This is a genomic window from Flavobacterium muglaense, from assembly GCF_014305155.1.
Classification (GTDB): Bacteria; Bacteroidota; Bacteroidia; order Flavobacteriales; family Flavobacteriaceae; genus Flavobacterium; species Flavobacterium muglaense.
Genome location: NZ_JACRUK010000038.1, coordinates 14,404 through 37,640, shown reverse-complemented (window position 1 = coordinate 37,640; position 23,237 = coordinate 14,404). Strand labels below are relative to the sequence as shown.

Below are 23,237 nucleotides of genomic sequence, written 5' to 3'. Positions count from 1 at the left end.
AAATCCTATTATAAGCGCTTTTTTAATCTCTAGAAAACGACGTTAATCAAAATATGCGTAGTTTTTCAGTGCCCTCTGTATATCCCGACCCTTTTTTTAGGGTCACGCCCAAGGGAATGTTTTTTTTAGTTTTTTGAAAGTAAAGTTTTATAGATAGCGCTAAAATGTGTATTTTCGAAAAGCGTTTTAGATGCTAAGGCGTTTTATAGCTGCAGATTGCCATGCTCAATGGTTTATTGAGTGGGGGTTTTATAAAAATATGAATTTTTTAAATTTTAAAGATGATTTTACTTATTGCTATTTTGTTGCTACTTATTGTAGTTGTTGGGTTTTTAATTATGCTCTATAATGGTTTTGTATCCAAAAGGAATATGGTTGAGGAGGCGTTGAGTGGGATTGATGTGATATTGAAAAAACGGTTTGATTTGATTCCGAATTTAATTGAAACAATCAAAGGATATGCGACACACGAAAAGGAAACTTTGACTGAAATTGTGGCTTTACGAAATCAAGCTATTGCCTCAGGGAATGGAGATCAGAAAATGCAATTGGACGCCAACTTAACTCAGGCAGTAACTAAGATTTTTGCCTTGGCAGAAAATTATCCTGATTTAAAAGCCAATACCAACTTTCAGAGTTTACAAACAGATTTATTAAGTTTAGAGACCGATATTGAGCGCTCTAAAAGATATTATAACGGTACGGTAAGAGATTATAATATTGCGGTGCAAAGTTTTCCAGGGGTATTAATTGCAAATGCTTTTGGTTTTGCTAAAAAAGAATTTTTAGTATTAGCAGATGCTTCACAAAGGGAAACGCCTAAAGTTCAGTTTTAATTATGAGAGTAGTGCAAGTAAAAAAAATAGTCGTTTTTATAAGTTTGTTGTTCTTTTTTTATGGGAATGCGCAAGAAAGGATCATTCATTTTGATACAAAAATTCAAATCCAACATTCTGGAATTATTCAGGTTACCGAAAACATTCAAATTAAAGCAGAAGGAAATCAATTCAAACACGGATTACTAAGGGTGTTGCCATTAAACAGAAAAGATAAAGATGGTAATGATGTTGATTTAGGATATGAGATTAGTTCCATTAAAAAGGACGGCATAGAAGAGCCTTATTTCACAAAAGAGGAAGATGATTTTTATAAAATTTATATAGGTAGTAAAGATAGGGAGCTAGACGCAGGTACTTATACGTATCAAATCACCTACAGTATGCCCTATCAAATAGGGTACTTTGAGGGTTATGATGAATTATACTGGAACGTGACAGGAAACGACTGGGAGTTTTCGATTGATCATGCTACTTGTGAGATTTATTTACCTACAGAAAATGCCGAATTTAAAAGTTTGTATAGTTACAGTGGTGCAGAAGGTGCTAAAGGTTCAAATGCTAACAATCTTTTAATTAATAATAAAACGGTGGCTAGTTTTTCTATTGACGGTTTGCGCCCTTATGAAGGGCTGACTGTTGCAGCTTCTTTTGATAAAGGGTTAGTTTTGCCTCCTAGTACACTTGAAAAATCGGCTTCATTTTATAAACAAATAAAAGAGATGTTATGGTCTGTATTATTTGGAATCGCAGCTTTGTTTTTTTGTTATTATCAAAGGTTTGTAAAAAAACGCAACCGCTCGAATGCTATTATTCCAGAGTTTAGGCCGCCTTTTGACTGGTCGCCAGCTATTGTGGGCTACGTTTATAATAATGGGTTTAATGACGAAGTGTATATGGCATCAGTCATAAATACAGCTGTCAAAGGAGCGATAAAAATTAATGAAACTATTGATGAAGGTGTTTTTACAAACAGTAAAATATATGAGATTGAGGTTTTAAAAAAAACGCCTAGTAATTTAAGTGATGAGGAGGAAGCTTTTTTTAAACCTCTTGCTAATCGAGTACGAATTTTAGTAAGTATGACTTCGTATAAAATATTCGAAAAAGCTTATAATGCATGGCAAAATAGGGTTACCAAACAAATTAAAATTGACACGTATCATGTAAGTACCACTCGAAAAAAAATTGTGGGTTTTTTATTGCTTGTAAATGTAGGTTTGATTTTTTTATTATTGAGTAAAACAAAAGGCTATGCTAACTATGCATTTTTAATGATAGCGATTGTTGGATCAGTAGGGGTTACATTGTGGATTAGAAATAAAATTGAACATATAGGTTTAATGATTCTTAGAGGTTTATTGTGCTTTTTCTGGGTAATACCTACTGTATTTATTTATATTGTCTCTTTGTTTATGGTTACTTGGATGCAGTTAGGGGTTCAGGTTATTCTTATATTGGCTTATATTGTTTATGTTTATAATATTGAAAAACATACACAAATAGGTATAGAAGCAATGGAGAGGATAGGAGGATTTAAACTCTATTTAGAAACTGCTGAAAAAGACCGTATAAATATGCTTAACCCACCAGAGCAAACTCCAGAATTATTTGAAGAGTTATTACCTTACGCTATTGCACTAGATGTAGATGTGGCTTGGGGCAAACAATTTGAAAACGTACTTGAGTTAGCTAAATATGACCCTGCGTGGTATTCAGGCAATGAAGGTTTTTATATTACATCTAGTGGTTTTGTTTCTAGTTTTGGAAAATCAGTAAGCGCATCTAGAGTAGATCCTACGCCACCACGTAGTTCTAGTGGCTCTAGTAGTTCTAGTAGTAGCGGAAGCAGTGGTAGCTGGAGTAGTGGTAGTTCAGGTGGTGGAAGTTCCGGCGGCGGTGGTGGTGGCGGTGGCGGTGGCGGCTGGTAGCCGATTCTGCTTTTTAGACTGAGCATAGAGGAGCAGGGAGTTCTTGCAAGAAAACAACATGGTTTTGCCCCTACTAGTTTACAATAAAACCGTATAGTTGCGTACTATTTCGCGTGAGGGATAGTAGTGAAAATCCTTTTTTATCATGGAGCGATAGTGGAATGAAAAAAAGATTGTAACGCATAGCCCGCCCCGCTTTTTTTTGGGCGGGGCACGCCCAAAAAAAAAATACCTCAAGAAAAATTCCTGAGGTATTAGTATGTATAAAAGTCGGTTTAGAGACTTTGCAGTTTTTAATTATAGTGCCAAAGCAGCTTTGATTCTTTTTAAAGCTTCTTTTAAGATCTCGTCGCTAGTTGCGTATGAGAAACGGATACAGTCTGGGTTTCCAAAAGCGTCACCTGTAACTGTTGCTACATTAGCTTCGGCCAAAAGGTACATCGATAAATCCATTGCATTTTTGATTTCGGTTCCTTTTAATGTTTTTCCGAAGAATGAAGAAACGTCAGGGAATACGTAAAATGCTCCTTCTGGAACGTTGATTTTTACTCCTGGAATTTCTTTTAATAAACCAACTACTAAATCTCTACGAGAATGGAAGGCATCAACCATGTGTTTCAATACAGATGGATCAGCGTCTACAGCAGTAATTGTAGCGCGTTGTGCGATAGAATTAGCTCCAGAAGTTACTTGACCTTGAATTTTTGTACATGCTTTAGCAATAAATTCAGGTGCTCCTATGTAACCAATACGGTATCCTGTCATAGCAAAAGCTTTGGCAACTCCGTTTACTGTTATTGTTTTTTCTAGCATTCCTGGGATAGATCCAATGCTACAAAAAGTCCCAGAGAAATTGATGTGCTCATAGATTTCGTCAGCAACAACATAGATGTTTGGGTGTTTTGCTAATACTGCAGCAAGAGCTGTTAATTCCTCACGGTTGTAAACAGATCCTGATGGATTACAAGGAGTAGAGAACCACATCATTTTTGTTTTTGGTGTGATTGCTGCTTCTAGTTGAGCTGGTGTGATTTTAAAATCAGTATCGATAGAAGTAGGCACTTCTACAGGAACACCTCCAGATAATTTCACGATTTCAAAATACGAAACCCAGTAAGGTGCAGGTAAAATAACCTCGTCACCATCGTTTAGCATTACTTGAGCAATATTGTATAATGATTGTTTTGCTCCTGTTGAAACTACAATTTGAGATGGTTTGTAGTCTAGGTTGTTGTCTCTTTTAAATTTACGGCAAATTGCTTCTTTCAAGTCACCGTATCCTTCTACTGGAGAATAGGTACTGTAATTATCGTCAATTGCTTGTTTTGCTGCTTCTTTAATGAAGTCAGGTGTATTGAAGTCAGGTTCTCCTAAACTTAAACTGATGATGTCTTTTCCTTGTGCTTTTAATTCTCTAGCTAAAGCAGCCATTGCTAATGTTTGTGAAGTCGCTAGATTGTTAATTCTGTCTGAAAGTGGGTTCATTAAAATAGTGTTGAATTCCCTGTTTTTTAAATAGGGAGGTTAATTATTAGTTTTTAGTTTTATTTTTGACGTTGGTAGCTATCAACGTATTTTATATCATTTCGGGTTTCATACCTAAATCTTTCAAATGTTTAAAGTGTGCAATAACCGCAGCACGCATTGTCTTGTATTCGTAATAAGGCAAGTTACATTCTAATGCTGTTTCTTTTACAATTTGCGCAATTTTACCATAATGAATGTGACTAATGTTTGGGAATATGTGGTGCTCAATTTGGTGGTTTAATCCTCCAGTGTACCAGTTTACAATAGCATTTCTGGGAGCAAAATTAGTAGTGGTAAACAATTGGTGAATAGCCCAAGTGTTGTCCATTTCGCCTAATTCATTTGGTGATGGATTTGTTGTTTCTTCAACAACATGTGCCAGTTGGAAAACAACACTTAAAATCAATCCTGCAGTATAATGCATGATAAAAAAGCCAATTAAAACTTTCCACCAAGTAATTCCAATCACGATAGGCAATACGATCCAGATCGAAACGTAAATTAATTTTGTAATGATTAAAGTGGTCCAAAGAATTTTTGGGCTCTTAGCTTCTCCGTAAGATAGTTTTCTTCTCAGGTAGCTTTTCATTTGTTTGAAATCGGTTGTAATGGCCCAGTTAAAAGTTAAAAGTCCGTATAAGAAAACCGAATAATATTGTTGAAAACGGTGAAAACTATGCCATTTGGCACTTTTTGTAAAACGGATAATTCGTCCTGCGTCTAGATCTTCATCATGTCCAGGAATATTCGTATACGTATGGTGTAATACATTATGCTGTACTTGCCAGTTGTATACATTTCCTGCAAGAACATAAATGGTTCCTCCCATGAATTTATTAACCCAACTTTTATTAGAATACGAGCCATGATTTCCATCATGCATCACGTTCATACCTACCCCAGCCATCCCTATTCCCATCACGATGGTCAATAGTAAATGTGCCCAGAAAGGCATATCAAGTGTAAGAATCACAAAGTAAGGTGCAAGAAAAACAGTGATCAGTATAATCGTTTTCAAATACAATTTCCAATTTCCGGTTTTTTGTATGTTGTTTTCTTTGAAGTAATTGTTTACCCGTGAGTTAAGCGTTCTGAAAAACTTCAGTTTATCTTGCTTTGCAAATGTAGGTGCGGTATTAATCATATAGTAAATGTAATAAGTCCCAAAGATAATTATTAAAATTTTCAACTATGCAAAATTGAGTTAAATATTTCAGACTTAAAAATAGTACTTTTGTTAAAAAAACAGAACGATGGACGAGATTATTAAGTATTTTCCCAATTTAACCGATCTTCAAAAGGAGCAATTCGCAAAATTGGATTTTTTATACCACGATTGGAACGAAAAAATAAATGTTATTTCAAGAAAAGATATAGACGCTTTATATACAAAGCATATTTTACATTCATTAGGGATAGCAAAGGTGATGCGTTTTGAACCAGGGACTTATGTGCTAGATGTAGGTACAGGTGGCGGGTTTCCGGGAATTCCCTTAGCAATCCTTTTTCCTGAAACGCGTTTTTATTTGATTGATGTAATCGCCAAGAAAATAAAAGTGGTTCAAGGTGTTGTCGATGGTTTAGAATTAAAGAATGTAAAAGCAGAACAATTGCGAGCTGAGAATGTAAAAGGAGATTTTGACTTTATTGTAAGTCGTGCCGTGACCAATATGCCCGATTTTGTTTCTTGGATTAAAAGCAAGATTAAAAAACAGAACAAGCACGCTTTGCAAAACGGAATTCTCTACCTTAAAGGAGGTGATTTAACCGAGGAACTAAAAGACTTCCCAAAGGCTACAGAATATAATTTAGCCGACTTTTTTGAAGATGAATTCTTCGAGACTAAGAAGGTAGTGCATGTACCGTTAAAGTTTGTCGTTTAAGGTCATTGCGAGGAAGGAAGCAATTTCATAATGACTGAGGAACTAAGATAGCTTGGCGATGCCATTTGGTCTAAAATTCTAAAAACCCACAAAATCTCAAATTAATTTGAATTTTGTGGGTTTTTTATTTGTAGTTCCCCCTTCGGGGGTTAGGGGGATTTATTCTCCTAAAAATGGGTATCTGTAATCCACTGGAGTAACAAAAGTTTCTTTGATAGTTCTAGGAGAAGCCCAACGCAATAAGTTCAATGGAGAACCTGCTTTGTCATTTGTTCCTGAGGCTCTAGCACCACCAAAAGGTTGTTGTCCTACAACAGCACCTGTTGGTTTGTCATTGATATAGAAGTTACCAGCAGCGTTTTGTAATTTTACTGTAGCTACTTCAATAGCGTAACGATCTTGACTGAAAACAGCTCCTGTTAATGCATATTCAGATGTAGAATCTACTAATTCTAATGTTTCTTCCCATTTTGCATCTTCGTATACGTAGATTGTCATTACAGGTCCGAATAACTCAGTCTCCATTGTAGAGTAATGAGGGTTAGTAGTAACGATTACCGTTGGTTCAATGAAGTACCCAACTGATTTGTCGTAGTTTCCACCAACAATGATTTCAGCATCAGCATCTTTTTTAGCTTGGTCAATAAAACTCGCTAGTTTGTCAAATGAACCTTCGTGGATAACTGCAGTAATGAAATTACTAAAATCTTCTGGAGAACCCATTTTCATTGATTTTACATCCGTGATAATTTGTTCTTTAATTGCTGGCCATAAACTTTGTGGAACATAAGCTCTAGAAGCTGCTGAACATTTTTGACCTTGAAATTCAAAAGCACCACGTACAATTCCAGTAGAAACTTGTTTTGGGTTGGCGCTTGAATGTGCAATGATAAAATCTTTACCACCCGTTTCTCCTACAATTCTTGGATACGTTTTATAGTGATGAATGTTAGTTCCTATTTTTGCCCAAATATCTTTGAATACGTGAGTTGATCCTGTAAAGTGGATACCGGCAAAATCACGACTAGCAAGAACGGTATCAGTTACCATTAAAGCATCTCCAAAAACGACGTTGATAACTCCATCAGGAACACCTGCTTCTTTGAATACTTCGATAATGATTTGTGCCGAGAATACTTGGCTATCACTTGGTTTCCATAAAACAACGTTACCCATCATTGCAGCACTCGCTGGAAGATTGGCAGCAATTGCTGTAAAGTTAAATGGAGTTATCGCGTATACAAATCCTTCAAGAGGTCTATATTCTAAACGGTTCCACATATCAGATGAAGAAGAAGGTTGATCTGCATAAATTTGAGTCATGAACTCTACGTTAAAACGTAAAAAGTCAATTAACTCACATGAAGCATCAATTTCTGCTTGGTGAATATTTTTTGATTGTGCAATCATTGTTGCAGCGTTAATTCTCGCTCTGTATGGTCCTGCGATCAATTCAGCTGCTTTCAAGAAGATAGCTGCGCGTTGCTCCCAAGCCATGTTTGCCCATGCAGTTCTAGATTCTAATGCATTTGCAATCGCTTGCTCCACATGTGATTTCTCCGCAAGGTGGTAGGTTCCTACAATATGTTTGTGGTCGTGAGGAGCCGACATATTTTTTGTGTTTCCAGTTCTAATTTCTTCGCTTCCGATGTATAACGGCACGTCAATTTTAGAATTCCACATTTTGGTATAAGCTGCTTGTACGGCTGCTTTTTCAGGTGAATTTGGTGCGTACCCTTTTACTGGTTCATTTACCGCTTTTGGTACGTGAAAAAATCCTTTTAGCATGATATTTTAATTTTTTAATCTGTTTTAATACAGATAAGATTAGACATTCGAAATTGGATAAAATTTAAGCAAAAAGATGCCGAAAAATTTATTGTGACACAAAAGTACAAAGGTTTATTTGAATTTTGCGTAACTATTGGTGTTAAATGCTCCATTTCTCCGCTCTGCTGTTGCGGAGAATTAAAGCATAGAAATGATGTTTAATTTGTTGGTTTTTTGGGCTGTGAATATACTTCGGCAATCATACATCGCACACTTCCTCCGCCAATTGTTTCAATGGTGTTGATAGATAGTGGAACAAGTTCACTGTATTGTTCTAGATTCTTTTTTTGGTTTGGATTTAAACTATTATAGGCACTTTGAGACATAGCCACGATTGTTTTATGATCTTTAGTTTTTAGTTCTAGCATATTTCCAGCAAAATGGTTTAGTTGCTCAAATGTGATATCTACAATCTGATGTCCTGATTGAGTAAGGGAGTTCACTAATTGTTGTTTCTCATTTGTATCTGTTATGCTGCTTAAACATACAACCGCAAATTGAGATCCTATGCACATCATAACATTAGTGTGGTAAATTGCTTTGTTGTCTTGATCGAATGAGTGAAAATAAACAGGTTTGTAGCCTAAGTAATTACTAACTTTTACAAATAAATCTTTGTCGGTTCTAGGAGATAAACAAGCATATGCCACTTTGTTCACATGGTCGAATATGATACTTCCTGTTCCTTCCAAGTATTTTTTATTATAATGTTCCTTCGAAAAATCAATAGTTTCTGAGATTTCGAACTTGGTTTTTAGTGAATCAATAACATCAGTTCTGATTTCGGCTAATCGATTTGGCGTTAACATTGGGTACAAAATAACTTTTCCGTCCGGATGAAAGCTTACCCAGTTATTAGGGAATACAGCATCTGGTTTAACGGGTTGTTGGGTGTCGTTTATCACATTAACATCAACTCCTTTGGACTTTAAGGTTGCGGCCATATCATCAAACTCCTTTAACGCCTTGCTTTTTATTTGCTCGGGATTTAGGTCTTTGAGTTCTTTTTGAAAATAGTTCGTTTCTGATGTTTGAATGTTTACACTAAAATTTGCAGGACGCACCATAAGGATGCTAGTTGTAGATTGATTTAAAGTTGTAGATTTTAATTCTTTGTTTTGGGACTGCATCATAGCACATGTAATTAGTAAGAGAGTGGTTAGTTTATTGGTTTTCATAGTTTTTGGTTTGGTTTTTATTAGGTTGTTAGTTCTCTATGTGTGAGCCATTTTTGGAAATAATGGTAGACTTTTGCTAAAGTGAATACAAAAATGGTAGTTATAATTCCTAGTATAACATTGTAGCAAGGTTCTAGTTTTAGTGATATTCGAATCAAAATGGTAGCCAATACAAATGCGGAGTATCTAAATACCCTATAATAGTTTGTGGTGAATCGTAACGAGACAAGTACGATGACAATGTCAGTAAATATTAGCGCCGTATAAAATGTTTCGAATGAATGTAAAAAAACACCTGTTTGTACTAAAGCAAAAAAATCAGTAAGTCCTATAACGAAAAAGGCTAATAGTAAGAATAGGGCTAGTAGTTTTTTAATACGAACAAACTGATATTGGTTGACATAGGTTTCTGGTAATTGTATTTCCCGATTTAATTTTCGGGTGAATCCCATGATTGTAAAAATGGTAAGTGCCCCAAAAGAATAGACCAGGATATTTATAATTGACTTACTGGAATCCTCCCATAGAATAAAATCGTCTAAGTGGCTAAATTCTTTAAAGGCATCTCGTAAGAAAATCATTGATAACAACTCAAATTGTTTGCCTAAAGAGCGTGTAACAGATTTTGGTAAAACAAAAATCAAGCTCAATAATTCGAAAATTAAAAGAATGGTAAACACGATTTCGATAGCAAAGAAGCGATGCTTAAACAAAGTATTAAAATGGCCTAAAGAAATTAAATTTTGAGTTACTAAAAAGCTACAAATTCCACATGTAATAAAAACCACAACTAAAAAAGAGCTTATGGTTTTTATCATTTTTGGGTTTTCCCAAAATAAAACGTGCTTGTCAAACAATCGAATTAAATGCTTTACCATAGTTTTTTTTGATAAATATGTAATAAGTAAACTGCTATTATAGTTTGCGGTAAAAGTACAAAGGTTATTTTGATAATTGTTTTTTTTAACGCTAAAACAAGTCAAATTAACCAAAAAAAAGTTTATTTATGTGTTATATTTAATAAATTCACGTGAATTAAAGAAAAAAAAATATAGTTTTTTGATGTAATTTTTTGGTTGTGTAATTGAGTTTTAGGGACTGTGAAGCTACTTTTTAATGAAATAATATAGCATGACAGGTCTGGAAGTAAAAAAATTCAATTGTATGCGGTAAAATGATGGCTGGTGAGATTCTAAAAGACAGTGTGACTATTCTATTTCGGATAGCTTAAATCTAATTCAAGATATAGATTTAGCGATGCTCTTATGTTTTAAGAGCGCAAGAGCAGAAAAACACTAAATAAGGAAACGTTAATTCAATGCAAAAGGGGCGCTTAGCCTAAAAGTAGGTACAAAAACCTTGAAAGTTTTAGTAGTAGTAAAATTGATCATATTAAAATAACCCTTCATCGCTCCGTAAGGCGAAGCTAAAAGACAGCCTGAACTGTAGGTATGTTGTTCTCCTGGTTTTAATACGGGTTTTTTGCCTATCACTCCTTCACCGTCCACTATTTCATCGTCGTTTAAAGAGTCGAATATCTCCCAATGACGTGAGGTTAATTGAACAGAATCTTTACTGTGGTTCTCAATTGTAATCTCGTAACTAAAGGCAAAATGGATCTTATAGTTTTTGAAATAAGTACCTTCAAAACTAGTTAAAACCGATATTTTTATACCTCTTGTTATTTGAGAAACCATTTGTATAGTTGTAAATAGGTGTGTAATACGAACAAAATTACAAAAAAAAATAACATGATATTATGCTTTTATTTGTAATGTTTTGTTAATTGATGATATTGGTGGAGCTAGTCGTTCCTTTGCCAATCACTTTATCATATCGATCTGTATTTGCTTTGTAATAGACAAGAATGGTGTAGTTGTTTTCGGTTTGATAAAAGTTTCCGTCGATAGCATTTTCATTATCGATCTTACCTTTTGCATCAGCGATGACATATTGATAATTAGTGAATCCTTGTTTGATCAAAAGGGCTTTTTCGTAAATACCTTTCTTTGGATCGTAATCCATTTTGTATTCGGGAGATAGGATGTAGTTATTAAACATACCATTAATGTAGATGTCTTTTTCTAATCTAAATGTAGGTGCCGAAAGGCTAAAATAAACCCAAGCATAATCGGCTTCAATTTCGCTGGCCGTAGCATTGATATTATTGACTAGAAAGCGACCGTTTATGTCTTGCGTATTCGTGTAAGGAAAGTTTCTTCGGGCATTATGAGTGTATAAATAGGCGCCGTAAACAGCGCTGCTCGCATCTACTTTTGAGATGAAGTTTGCTGGAACTTTTATTTCTTTATTTTCGAAATACAAAAATTCATTTCCAGCCCAAAACTGTGTTTCGGCATCGTATTTATAGATTAAATCGTTGCCAATGGTGTATTGCGGTACAATATTTTTGATGGCTTCATTGATCTTGTCGTTTTGAAACAATGCAATTTTTATATTTTTAATCGGGTTTTGAAAATTGATCGTGCTTGAGGTGATGCTAAACTCGATATTGTGTTTGTACTCTAAGTTGTTTACTGTACGTGCTCGTTTAACTTGCATTGGCACGCTAGCTGATTCTTCGTATAAAATGAACTTTCGAGAAAAAACTACTTCTTTATTTTCGTTTAAAATTTTTAACATATAGTTTCCGCTTATTCGCAATTGCTGAGTGAATTGATTGGGAATCGAAAGCTTATAATGGGAATAAAGTTGTAAGGTGTTTAAGGAATTGGTGTATTCTTGAATTCGTTGGTTGTCAAATCCTTGTAGGTAATCATTTTTTGGTATTTCGGATGGTTTCCAGTTGTAATCACAATGGATAATTTCATAGTAGTAATCGGCTTCATTGCCGTATAAATCGTCAAACTGCAATTGAAAACCAGTTCCTAATTGAAAAATGGGTACTGTGTTTTGATTGTTTTGTATAAAAGTAATTGTTTTAATGTTAAAGGAAGGCGCGACTTCGGTTTCCACTTGAGCGAACAAAGATTGAATGGTTAAAAACAGGAGTAATGTACTTATTTTTTTCATGGAAACAACGGGTTTAAAAAACGCTAAATATACTAATTTATAATTGGTGTTTTGTAGAATTTTATTCGGTGGAATAGCAGTAGAATGTAGGAAATGTGTTAAAATATTCTTATCAAAATTCTGATTTTCGATTTTTTATCAATACCTTTATTGAAATTAAACAAACATTTATGAAACAATTTTCTAGAGTAACCCTCGGACTGCTATTGTGTTCTTCTGCAATTTTTGCGCAAGATATCGATCTTTCAAAAAATATTCCTTCGGATCCAACTGTTAAAACAGGTGTGTTGTCGAATGGCTTAACTTACTACATCAAGAAAAATGCCAAACCCGAAAATAAAGTTGATTTACGATTAGTAGTTAATGCGGGATCTATTCTTGAAAATGATGATCAAAGAGGACTGGCTCACTTTATGGAGCACATGAATTTTAATGGTACAAAACGTTTTCCGAAGAATAAATTAGTAGATTATTTGCAGAGTATCGGGGTCAAATTTGGTCAACATTTAAATGCTTATACTAGTTTTGACGAAACGGTTTATTTCCTTCCAATTCCTTCAGACAGTCCAGAAAAATTAGAAAACGGATTCAATATTATTGAAGACTGGGCTTTTAATGCTGATCTGACTCCAGAAGAGATTGAAAAAGAAAGAGGAGTAGTTCTAGAGGAATATAGACTAGGCCTTGGTGCAGATAAAAGAATGTTAGGGCGTTATTTGCCAAAAATGATGCACAATTCGCATTATGCAGATCGTTTGCCTATTGGAGAAAAAGAAATTTTAGAAAAATTCAAGTACGATAAGATTATTAATTTTTACAAAGATTGGTACCGCCCAGATTTGATTAGTGTTATTGTTGTTGGGGATATTGACGTTGCTGCGATGGAGAAAAAAGTGAAAGAACACTTCTCTAAGTATAAAAACCCAGCGAATGAAAAAGAAAGAAAGATATACGACGTTCCTAATCACAAGGAGACTTTTGTAGCTGTTGAAAGTGATAAAGAAGCGCCATACACGATGGTTCAATTGATGTACAAGGATTATGGTGCACCAAAAAAAATGAAAACGATTGGTGATTATAAAGACAATCTAACCGAAGGTTTGTTTGCAACGATGATCAACAATAGATTAGGTGAGTTAGTAAACTCAGCTACTCCACCATTTACATACGGATACTCTTATCATGGTGGAACTTATGCTAGAACTAAGGAGGCTTATCAATCAGTTGCTGTTGTTCAAGAAGACAAGCAATTATCAGCCCTTAAAGTTTTGGCTGTAGAAAACGAACGTGCTAAAAAATACGGATTTACACAAGATGAATTAGACAGAGCAAAGTCTGAGATTCTAGCTCAGTATGAAAAACAATACAATGATCGTGATAAAACGGATTCAGATCGATTTGTAAGTCAATACCAATCACAGTTTTTAGAGCAGGTACCTTCGCCAGGAATAGAGTGGGAGTTTGCTACTACTAAAGCAGTCTTGCCTTCAATTTCAATTGCTGATGTAGCTGCTTACATGAAGGATCTAGTGAAAGAAGATAATAGAGTAGTGATTATTACAGGTCCAGAAAAAGAAGGATTAGTAAAAGTAACAGAGCAACAAGTTCTAGATGCTTTAAAACTTAATGCAGCCGAGATTACACCGTACCAAGATTCTAAAGCGGTGAAAAGTTTGCTTAGAAATGAAGTAAAACCAGGGTCTATTGTAAAGAAAGAAACAGATACTAAATTAGGTTTAACAACATTATTTCTTTCTAATGGTGCTAAAGTAAAATATAAGAAAACCGACTTTAAAAATGACGAAATCTTAATGGATGCAGTTAGTTTTGGGGGTACAAATACGTACTCTAATGAGGAATTAATCAAAACTCAATTTGCTAACGGAGCATTGGCAGAAGCTGGTTTCTCTGGTTTGTCATTGAACGATATTAACAAATTCATGTCGGGTAAAATCGCTTCAGTTAACCCTTATATTGGTTCTATTACCGAAGGTTTAAAAGGACGTGCAACTCCGAAAGACTTAGAGTATTTATTTCAAAGTACTTATGCGTATTTCACAGATTTGAACTTAGATCAAGAAGCCTATGAAGGATTTAAGCAAAAACAATCTGCTTTCTACAAAAATATGGCTTCACAACCTTCGTTCTTTTTTCAACAAGAATTATATGCTTATTTATTGAAAGAAGATCCTAGATTTAACGGAATCGTTCCTACAGATAAAACCTGGGCGCAAACAGATTATCAATTGGCTTACAAAAAATACAAAGAGCGTTTTGCTAATGCAGGTGACTTTGAATTCTTCTTTGTAGGGAATGTTGATGATAAAATGATGGAAGATTATGCAACTAAATACATTGCATCATTGCCTTCAACTACTAAAAAAGATGTCGTGACTGATTTAGGGTACCGCATGCTAAAAGGAGATTTGAAAAAAGTAATCAATAAAGGAACTGATCCTAAAAGTACAGTTACCATTATGTATTACGGTGACGCAACCTACTCTGACAAGGAAGCTTTAGCAATGCAAGCCTTGGGCGAAGTCTTGACTATTAAGTTAATTGAAGAACTAAGAGAGAACGAAGCTGGTGTTTACGGAGTAAGCGCTCGTGGTAGCATGACTAAAGTACCAAATGGTTCTTTCAATTTTAGAATAGGTTTTCCTTGTGGTCCTGAAAATGCTGAAAAATTAACAACATCAGCATTAAAAGAATTACAAAAAATAATTGATAACGGTCCTGATGAAAAGGATGTAGCTAAATTTAAAGAAGCAGAGTTATTAGATTATAAAAAGGATATTAAAGACAATAAATTCTGGCTGAGTAATTTTACACAATCGTATATTGACGGAAAAAGTCCAGATAAGATTTTTCAAGTAGAAGAAGCAATTAACAAAGTTACTGCCAAAGACATTCAAGCTGTGGCTAAAAAATATCTGACTAAAGATAAAGTGATTGCTATGCTAATGCCTGAAGTTCAAAAATAATTAGGTTTAAATTTTAAGTATAAATGCCCGCTAAATTTTTTAGCGGGCATTTTTTTATTCCAATAGGTAGTTCAAGTGCGTTTCTACCTCACTACTAATACTGTTTTCATCTAGAAGGGAATCTGATAACAGTTTTTTGCTTTCTTGCAATCGGATGATTTTTTCTTCTACAGTGTTTTTCGATATAAAACGAATGACATTAACTTTATTCAATTGCCCTATTCTGTGTGCGCGGCCTATTCCTTGCTTTTCAGCAAAAGGGTTCCACCAAGGGTCTAAAAACAATACATAAGATGCCTTAGTGATATTCAATCCTACACCACCTGCTTTCAACGAAATGAAAAATAGTAAAATTTCGTCTTGCTCTTGAAAATTAGTAACGGCAATTTCACGGTCTTTTTGATCTGTAGCGCCTGTGAGTTCACAAAACTTGATCTTGTTTTCAATGCACCATTCTTTATAAAAACCCAAATTAGAAACAAATGAACTAAACACAATTGTCTTTTGTTTGGACTGAATCAAAGTGCTCAAATAATGAGTTACAGCATTGAATTTACCCGAATCGATATCCGACTTCGCGTCAATCATTTTAGGGTGATTGCTCAATTGTCTCAAGCGCATCAAGCTGTTAATGATGTTAATCTTATCGACTTTTCCACCGTCTGTTCGCAAGAGTGAATTGCGCGCTTTAGACTTTTCTTCTTCGTAAAGCTTTTCCTGATCCTTCTCCATCTCGCAATAATAAATTTGCTCCGTAAGTTCAGGTAAATCATCCAGTACTTGTTCTTTTGTGCGTCTTAAAATAAACGGACTGATCAATGTTTTTAACTCTGCCAGTGCTGTTTCATCCTGATTTTTTTCAATTGGATTTTTGTAGTTTTTGACAAAGGACGAATGGCTTCCTAGGATATCAGGATTGATAAATTCCATTTGTGACCATAAATCATCCAGAGAATTTTCGATAGGTGTGCCACTTAGTGAAATCTTATTTGCCGCCGGAATTTGATTGATAGCCTTGAATATTTTCGAACTCTTATTTTTGATGTATTGACTTTCGTCCAAAATTAAAAAACGAAATTGATGCTTTTCTAAAATGGCAATATCGCGCGTAGCAATAGCGTAGCTAGTAAAGACCAAATCGTACCGCATTAGTTTTTTGGCAATCAATTTTCGGTCCTTGCCAATGTATTGAATGCGTCGTAAATGCGGTGTGAATTTGCGAGCTTCATTGTACCAGTTGAATACTAATGAAGAAGGCAAAACCACTAAAACTTTTAAATATTCCTTGGCTTGTGGAATGGTGTTCCCAAATAAGTCCAACTGCTCAGCTTCTCGCTGCTGGTTCTCGAGTTGTTCTTGTACTGCCACTAAGGTGGTTAGTGTTTGGATGGTTTTTCCTAAACCCATATCATCGGCTAGGCAAGCGCCCATGCCATTTTGATAATGGTCTAGCAGCCATTGTACCCCTTGAGTTTGATAAGGTCTTAATGTGGCTTTTACCAAAGGGGATAGTGTAAACGGTACCGCAGTTTCGGGTTTTAAATCCAGTTGAAGTTCAGGTATTGCTTGAAGAATGGCGTAATTATTTTTAGGTAGCTGCAACACTTCTTGTTGTACTTTGGCTAGTTTGGCCAAAGGAGCGTATTGCATCATCCATTCTTTTGGAATTAAAAAACAACTGCCATCAGGCAATAGATAAACTTGGTTTTGCTGTTTTAAATTTGGTATAATTTCGATAAAATTAAATTCGAATGCACCACAACTAACGGTGATTTTGATATCAAACCAGTCGTTTTGTATTTGGTTAGAAAACGCAATTACAGGTTTTGTGGTTTGTATTCTCTTTCCATCTAAAGTAAAATGATCCAGATGAAACCCTTCCAATTCTAATAAATCCTTATGTTCAATAACCCATTGAATGGTATCGTGTAATTCTGTACTTTTTAATTTTGGCGAAAGCCTAAAAAAACCATTTTCTGTTTTTTCAAAACCCAAGTGAACTAGTTTTTGTTCAAAGATGATTTCGGCAGCTTGATCTCTCTTGTACTGAATCACTTTTATGTTTTCGGGATCGTCTAAATCAATTTCAGAATGGGTGAGTTTATTTTTCGAACCCTCAAAAAGATAACCGTTATAATCAAAACGTAAATTAAGGTAATAGCTGTTTTTAAAAAAATCATGCACTGCTTCAAGTTGGCAAGATACGATAGTAGTACGCTTGATAATTTCAAAACCATCAGCCGTAACATCTACTTTTTTAACAATGTCTTTGATGAATTTTTGAAAATATTCAACCATCATTCGAGAGGGGATTTCTATGGTTTTCTTGGTTAAAAACGGTTTTAACTTCTTAGCGTCTATTGCTTTTAGTTGTACTAAATTTTTGTCTACAATCAACCAAGCGGGTTCATCAACCAAGATTGTTATCGCTCTTTCTGCAAGATCAAAAGGTTTTTTGTTTTCTTGCAATTGCAACTGGTATTGAATGCTTTCATCAGTTTTTAGAAAATGAATTTTAGTTTCCAAAGGTTGATTTTGGGTAGAGATTTTGCTTTTTCTAAAATCTTTGTCTTTGTCCAAAGAAAAGCAAATAGGAAAATCATGGGTTTGAACCAGCGTTAAAAATTCGGTAAGTTTTAAATTTTGGTACAACTGAATCCCAATAGCAACTTTCGGGTCTTTGAATAATTCCTCTAAGCTTTTTTTGGCTTTAGCCGAATTGAATTTTTTAGCGAGTGCTTCGGCTTGCAGGCTTTCACAAATAGCCACCGCTTTTTGTATGGACTTGTCTAAATGAATAACGTCAATCCCGAAGCTTTTGAGTACTGCAGGATTGGCTTTTTTATCGAGATAAGTTATCGGTTGGTTCGTAGGTACGACATAAGCGGTAGGCGTGAAAAAATTGCTTTTTACATCCCAACTCAAGTCAAAACAAAACGGAAATTTGGATACAGTTGTCAAAATTAAGGCTATGGGTTTTTGAAGGGTGCTACGTCAAAATGTTAGTGGTAACTAATTTTAAACAGTAAGGGATTAAGGAAACTAAGCTTTTGACTTAATAAACTTAATCCCTTAATGGTGAAATTTAAATTTTTATATATTCTTTTATTTGAAACAAACAGGGATGATTTCCCCTTTTGCTAAACAGTATTTTTCTACTAATTCGGGAGTAATTTTATGGGTATAATCTTCTTCGACAACTGTGAAACCAATGCTTCTCAATTTATCAAAATAATCACGACCATAAATACGTACATGATCGTATTGTCCAAATATTTCAGCACGTTTTTTTTGATCCGTTATTGTGTCATCGGCATAAGTTATTGCGCGATTCAAATCTTGCGGAATTTGTAATATCGCCATTCCGCCTGGTTTTAATACGCGGTACAATTCCTGCATGGCTTTAGTATCATCTGGAATGTGCTCTAAAACGTGGTTGCACAAAATAACATCGTACTGATTGTCCTCAAAAGGCAAGTCGCAAATATCTGCTTTTACATCAGCAAGAGGTGAAAACAAATCGGTTGTGGTGTAATCTAGGTTTTTTTGATTTCTAAACAGTTTGTAAAAGGCTTGCTCAGGAGCAAAATGCAATACTTTTTTAGGAGCTGTAAAAAAATCAGTTTTTTCGTTGAGGTACAACCACAATAAACGGTGTCTCTCTAGCGAAAGTGTACTTGGCGAAAGCACGTTATTACGTTGCGTCCCGTATCCATAGGGCAAGAAGCTTTTAAAACTTTTCCCGTCAATAGGATCTGTAAAAGTAGTTCCCTTTAAGGCAAAAGCCAAAACAGGTCTCGCCACATAACTTAAACGAATAAGAATAGGGCGAGGGATAGTATTAAGCACGAGTTTGAATAGTTTTTTCAAGTTTTTTCAAGTGAATTAAACACGAATTTCACGAATTTACACGAACTTAATTTGGTGTAAAATGAATTTCACGAATATTTGTTTTACAATAAGATTCTTTTATATTTTAAGATGTCTTCTCCAAAATTCACAAGGATTCCAAGTTTGTTTTGAGAAGCTGCTAAGTAATTTAATGTTTGTTTTATTTCGCTATTTGTTAACTCTTGAATAGCTTTAATTTCTACAATGATTTCGTCAAACACAACAAAGTCTGCAAAGTAATAACTGGGCAATATAATGTCTTTGTAAACTATATTGTATTTAGATTCACGCTTGTAAGGAACTTTGTTTTTTTGAAATTCGTACTCTAATGCATCTCCATATACTTTTTCACTATGACCTTTGCCTAAAATTTTATGTACTTCCATACACAAACCAACAATTATATAAGATTCTTCCTTTAGATAAATTTCTTGCATTTATAGGTAAAGTTTATAAAATTATTTAGCCGCTGCTTATTCGTGTGAATTCGTGTTGGTACATTTCAATTAACAGAAAATCTCTTTGCGAAATCTTACAATACCAAAGGCACTTTTCTGAACTCATCTTCTTCATTACTCACAATTCCGAGTGCTTGATACACGTATGCAAATGTAGAAAGTAGCTCTGGTTTACCGTCAACTAAGGCCACATCGTGTTCAAAGTGTGCGCTTGGTTTATTATCAGCAGTAGTGATTGTCCATCCGTCTTTGTGTTGTTTGATGTTGCGTGTCCCTTGATTGATCATCGGTTCAATTGCAACTACCATTCCTTCAACAAATAGTTTTCCGCGACCGCGTTTTCCGTAATTTGGCATTTCAGGATCTTCGTGCATTTTTTGCCCTAAACCGTGTCCTACTAATTCGCGAACCACGCCATAACCATGTGCTTCTGTATATTTTTGGATAGCATTCCCCACATCTTCTACGCGGTTTCCAGCTTTAAATTCGCGGATTCCTACGTACAAAGATTCTTTGGTAATCTGTAATAATTTTTTAGTTTCGGGTGCAACTTCTCCTATTTCAAAAGAATAAGCGTGATCTCCGTGGTATCCATTTTTAAAAGCACCACAGTCTACCGAGATCACATCACCACTTTGAAGCGGTGTATTGTTTGGGATTCCGTGTACAACTTGTGAATTCGGACTCATACATAATGAGTTTGGAAAACCATACAATCCTAGAAAACTAGGCACAGCACCGTGATCACGAATGAATTCTTCGGCTAATTTATCTAAATGTAATGTAGTTACTCCTTCTTTGATTTCAGAAGCAATCATTCCTAATGTTTTCGATACAATTAAGGCACTTTCGCGCATTAATTCAATTTCTTCACGGGATTTAACTATAATCATATTTTCTTTTTTTCAGTTGGCAAAAGTACGATTTTTAAATTATTTAATCAGGATTGGCCATAATTTTAAAAAGTTCCGCATTTGAGTTAAAATATCTGTTTTCTAAAGCTATTGAAGCTAGCTGCGCACTGATTAAACTATTCTCTCTACTGTTGATTAAAAACAGGGAGCTTTCGCCAAAGGTAAACAACCGTTCTTCTGATTTTAACATGATGGCATAATCTTCGGCCAGTGTTTTTATAATTTTATTTTGTTTCTCCAGAGACTGAATTTCTGTTTTTTGAGCACTTATTTTATTCGAAAGTTGCACGCGTTCTAGATTCAAACTAAACTCCGATTCCTGAATTTTGTATTGTGCTAGTTTCAAACTTCCACGTTCTTTTCGTAAAAACAAAGGGAAATAAAAGTTCAAACCAATTTTGTAATTTTCGAACTGATAATTGTCAATATAACTGGGTTCAGCGATATAAGAATAACCCACGTCAATTTTTGGGAGTAACATATTGGCTTTAAGCTTTTTCTCTACCGTCAAAATTTCGATTTTATTCTGTAATGCATTAATTTTCGGGTGATTGTCTAGCGTGAAATCAGTATTTACTAAATCATTTGTTTTTAATGTTTCTTGAATGCTTGCATCTACAGCTGTTTCAGGAATGAGACTGTCGGCTAATTCCAGTGGAATGGAATTTTCTAACCAAAGAAAGTTAGATAATTCTAATTTTGCTTTATTCAATTTTAATTTAGAATCCTCCAGATTCAGCAGCCTGTTTTTTACGCTAATTCCAGACTCAATACTGTCAATAGCACGTTTATCACCTGCTTTTATCAATTGTTTTATACCCTTGAAACGAATTTGTGCATTGTTGCTGTAAGTTTCATACAGTTTTACTTCGTTATAGGTTTTTTTCCAGTTAAAATAGGCGATGGAAGCATCATACAAAACGGCAATTGCTTGTAGTTTTCTTTCGGCTTGGCTCAGTTTTAACTGAATTTTCGCCTTGCGTACATCGGCCATTCTTTGATTGATAAACAAACCTTGTCCCAGCGGCACCGTAATCCCTAACGAGGTTAATCCTTGATTAGGTACTGTGTTTTCCGGGTTTAAGTAAATACCATCATTGTTGTCAAAACCCGCTTTTATTTCGATTCCGTACCATGTAGGGATTTTGAAACTGCTGTTTAGTATCGAATAATATTCTTTGTCTTTGAATTGTTTTTCTTTAAAATCGACTTCAATTTTGGGGTCAAAGCCACCGCGCGCCATCATCAAATTAGCTTGTGCTTTATTGATTTCTAAGTTGGCTGTTTTTACTAACGGATGGTACTTCTTGACATAACCCAAAAACTCATTATAAGTGAACTCCTTTGAACTGTTGACCGTTGGAGTTTGTCCAAAAGCAAGAGATCCTAAGAGTAGAAAAAGGATAAGAATGTGTTTCATTATTTTTTCTCTTTAGCTGGTTTTACGTCTGTTTTATAATAATTTGGCGGAAACCCATTTAAAATTCTCCATACTTCAAACCAAATAGGCACGGTGTCTAGCAAGGCAATAGTCTCGGCACCAGAGCCAATGCTTATTTTTTTAGGCCAAGGAGCTTCCTCTTTGTCTGGCGCAATTAGGATACGGTATTTTCCGTTATCACTGATGAAGTTTTCTATGGCTACAATTTTACCTCCAAAAGTTCCATAAGACACATCAGGCCATCCTGAGAAAACGATAGTTGGCCATCCATCAAACCAGACCCTCACTTTTTCGCCGCGGTTAATTAATGGTAAATCAATTGGGTCTACAAAAGTTTCAACAGCAATGTCGTACTGTGCTGGCATAATGCTCACAATAGCAGTTCCTTCTTTTACTGTTTGTCCTATACCCGCTTGTAAAACTCTATTGACGTAGCCGTTTTGTGGTGCTGTGATGTAATACATTCCGTTACGAATGCTGTAATTGGCGTATTGATTCTCCAATTTATTTACTTGTGCTTCGGTATCAAATTGATTACTCATTGCCGTGAATTGATCGCTTTGTGCTTTGGATACTTTCTCAGAGTATTCAGCAGTAATACGATTGGTCTCTACTCGGGCATTGATATATTCATTTTTACTGGTCAAGAATTTGTTTTCTTGCGTAATAATTTTAGCTTCTACTTCTTGTAGTTTTAGTCTTTTGTCCTCTACATCTGTTAATGGTTTTAAGCCCTCTTTGTTCAATTGTACAGCACGATCAAACTGCGTATTTGCAATTTTCAACTGTGTTTTTACAGCTACAAGATCCATGCTGTCACTTTTTATTTTTAGTAGTGACTGTTTGATTTTGTTTTGGGCTTGCTCTAATTTCAGGTTTTTCTCGCTTTCAATGTTTTGGATTTGTCCCGTCATTGTTTTCACTTTAGAACCATACGATTCGAGTGATAGTTTTTTAGCGTTGACTTGTCTTTTCGTATTTGCTACTAAATTAGGGTCCATGTAATCCTCTTTAATCTCTGATATGAAAAGGATGGTGTCTCCTTTTTTTACGAAATCTCCTTCTTGCACGTACCAGTTTTCTATTCGACCCGAAATTACACTTTGTATCGACTGTGGGCGTTGATTTGGTTTTAAAGTAGTTACCGCTCCAGAACCCGATATGTTTTGTGTCCATGGAAGAAATAAAATTAGGATTCCTAGTATGAAAAAGAACATTATTATTTTATTCATAACCTTAGCACTTGAATTCAAGTTAAGGTTTTTGATGGTGTCAAATTTTTGTAAACTTGGCGAATTCGTTTTGTTATTGTCAGATATGTTTAGCATAAC

General features: G+C 35.0%; 17 protein-coding genes. 4 read left to right on the top strand and 13 right to left on the bottom strand.

Going from position 1 to position 23,237, the window contains the following annotated elements:
* The first annotated feature begins 281 nt into the window (after positions 1 to 281).
* Together H8R24_RS13540 and H8R24_RS13535 are read left to right on the top strand one after the other, a co-directional pair.
* Positions 282 to 836, top strand: coding sequence for a LemA family protein (locus H8R24_RS13540; RefSeq protein WP_187019953.1), 555 nt, complete (start codon positions 282 to 284; stop codon positions 834 to 836).
* Between the two features lie 2 nt (positions 837 to 838).
* Positions 839 to 2,767, top strand: a complete 1,929-nt coding sequence (locus H8R24_RS13535; RefSeq protein ID WP_187019951.1) for a DUF2207 domain-containing protein — start codon at positions 839 to 841, stop codon at positions 2,765 to 2,767.
* A 297-nt stretch (positions 2,768 to 3,064) separates the two neighbouring features.
* Here H8R24_RS13535 and H8R24_RS13530 read toward each other — a convergent pair whose 3' ends face one another.
* Together H8R24_RS13530 and H8R24_RS13525 are read right to left on the bottom strand one after the other, a co-directional pair.
* On the bottom strand, positions 3,065 to 4,252 hold the full coding sequence (locus H8R24_RS13530) for a pyridoxal phosphate-dependent aminotransferase (RefSeq protein WP_187019948.1): 1,188 nt from the start codon (positions 4,250 to 4,252) through the stop codon (positions 3,065 to 3,067).
* 91 nt (positions 4,253 to 4,343) lie between these two features.
* Positions 4,344 to 5,438 (bottom strand): fatty acid desaturase family protein, encoded by a 1,095-nt coding sequence (locus tag H8R24_RS13525; RefSeq protein WP_187019946.1) that lies wholly within the window; start codon positions 5,436 to 5,438, stop codon positions 4,344 to 4,346.
* A 109-nt stretch (positions 5,439 to 5,547) separates the two neighbouring features.
* On the opposite strand from H8R24_RS13525, the gene rsmG reads away from it, so the two are divergent.
* On the top strand, positions 5,548 to 6,177 hold the full coding sequence (rsmG, locus tag H8R24_RS13520) for a 16S rRNA (guanine(527)-N(7))-methyltransferase RsmG (protein WP_187019943.1): 630 nt from the start codon (positions 5,548 to 5,550) through the stop codon (positions 6,175 to 6,177).
* A 159-nt stretch (positions 6,178 to 6,336) separates the two neighbouring features.
* Here rsmG and pruA read toward each other — a convergent pair whose 3' ends face one another.
* The 5 genes from pruA to H8R24_RS13495 form a co-directional block, all read right to left on the bottom strand.
* Entirely contained in the window at positions 6,337 to 7,965 is a 1,629-nt protein-coding gene (gene pruA / locus H8R24_RS13515) for an L-glutamate gamma-semialdehyde dehydrogenase (RefSeq protein ID WP_187019941.1), read from the bottom strand.
* Positions 7,966 to 8,165: 200 nt separating this feature from the next.
* Positions 8,166 to 9,185, bottom strand: coding sequence for a citrulline utilization hydrolase CtlX (gene ctlX / locus H8R24_RS13510; RefSeq protein WP_222617409.1), 1,020 nt, complete (start codon positions 9,183 to 9,185; stop codon positions 8,166 to 8,168).
* Between the two features lie 20 nt (positions 9,186 to 9,205).
* Positions 9,206 to 10,063 (bottom strand): hypothetical protein, encoded by an 858-nt coding sequence (locus H8R24_RS13505; RefSeq protein ID WP_187019938.1) that lies wholly within the window; start codon positions 10,061 to 10,063, stop codon positions 9,206 to 9,208.
* Between the two features lie 432 nt (positions 10,064 to 10,495).
* Positions 10,496 to 10,882 (bottom strand): Co2+/Mg2+ efflux protein ApaG, encoded by a 387-nt coding sequence (gene apaG, locus H8R24_RS13500; RefSeq protein ID WP_187019936.1) that lies wholly within the window; start codon positions 10,880 to 10,882, stop codon positions 10,496 to 10,498.
* Between the two features lie 85 nt (positions 10,883 to 10,967).
* A complete protein-coding gene (locus tag H8R24_RS13495; RefSeq protein ID WP_187019933.1) occupies positions 10,968 to 12,218 on the bottom strand; it encodes a type IX secretion system plug protein in 1,251 nt (416 codons plus the stop codon).
* Positions 12,219 to 12,388: 170 nt separating this feature from the next.
* On the opposite strand from H8R24_RS13495, the gene H8R24_RS13490 reads away from it, so the two are divergent.
* Positions 12,389 to 15,202 carry a M16 family metallopeptidase gene (locus tag H8R24_RS13490; protein ID WP_187019931.1) on the top strand — a complete coding sequence of 938 codons (2,814 nt, stop codon included), beginning with the start codon at positions 12,389 to 12,391 and terminating at the stop codon, positions 15,200 to 15,202.
* Between the two features lie 54 nt (positions 15,203 to 15,256).
* On the opposite strand, the gene H8R24_RS13485 is transcribed toward H8R24_RS13490, so the two are convergent.
* The 6 genes from H8R24_RS13485 to H8R24_RS13460 all read right to left on the bottom strand — a co-directional run bounded on the left by H8R24_RS13485 (position 15,257) and on the right by H8R24_RS13460 (position 23,234).
* Positions 15,257 to 18,163, bottom strand: a complete 2,907-nt coding sequence (locus tag H8R24_RS13485; RefSeq protein ID WP_187019928.1) for a DEAD/DEAH box helicase — start codon at positions 18,161 to 18,163, stop codon at positions 15,257 to 15,259.
* Positions 18,164 to 18,307: 144 nt separating this feature from the next.
* Positions 18,308 to 19,072 (bottom strand): class I SAM-dependent methyltransferase, encoded by a 765-nt coding sequence (locus H8R24_RS13480; RefSeq protein WP_187019924.1) that lies wholly within the window; start codon positions 19,070 to 19,072, stop codon positions 18,308 to 18,310.
* An 83-nt stretch (positions 19,073 to 19,155) separates the two neighbouring features.
* Positions 19,156 to 19,530 (bottom strand): GxxExxY protein, encoded by a 375-nt coding sequence (locus tag H8R24_RS13475; RefSeq protein WP_187019922.1) that lies wholly within the window; start codon positions 19,528 to 19,530, stop codon positions 19,156 to 19,158.
* A 95-nt stretch (positions 19,531 to 19,625) separates the two neighbouring features.
* The gene (map, locus tag H8R24_RS13470) at positions 19,626 to 20,444 is read right to left on the bottom strand and encodes a type I methionyl aminopeptidase (protein ID WP_187019919.1); all 819 of its coding nucleotides are present in this window, start codon (positions 20,442 to 20,444) and stop codon (positions 19,626 to 19,628) included.
* Between the two features lie 43 nt (positions 20,445 to 20,487).
* A complete protein-coding gene (locus H8R24_RS13465; RefSeq protein WP_187019916.1) occupies positions 20,488 to 21,885 on the bottom strand; it encodes a TolC family protein in 1,398 nt (465 codons plus the stop codon).
* Complete coding sequence (locus tag H8R24_RS13460) at positions 21,885 to 23,234, bottom strand: HlyD family secretion protein (protein ID WP_187019914.1); 1,350 nt, start codon at positions 23,232 to 23,234, stop codon at positions 21,885 to 21,887. The genes H8R24_RS13465 and H8R24_RS13460 overlap by 1 nt, the downstream gene beginning before the upstream one ends.
* Between the last annotated feature and the right edge of the window lie 3 nt (positions 23,235 to 23,237).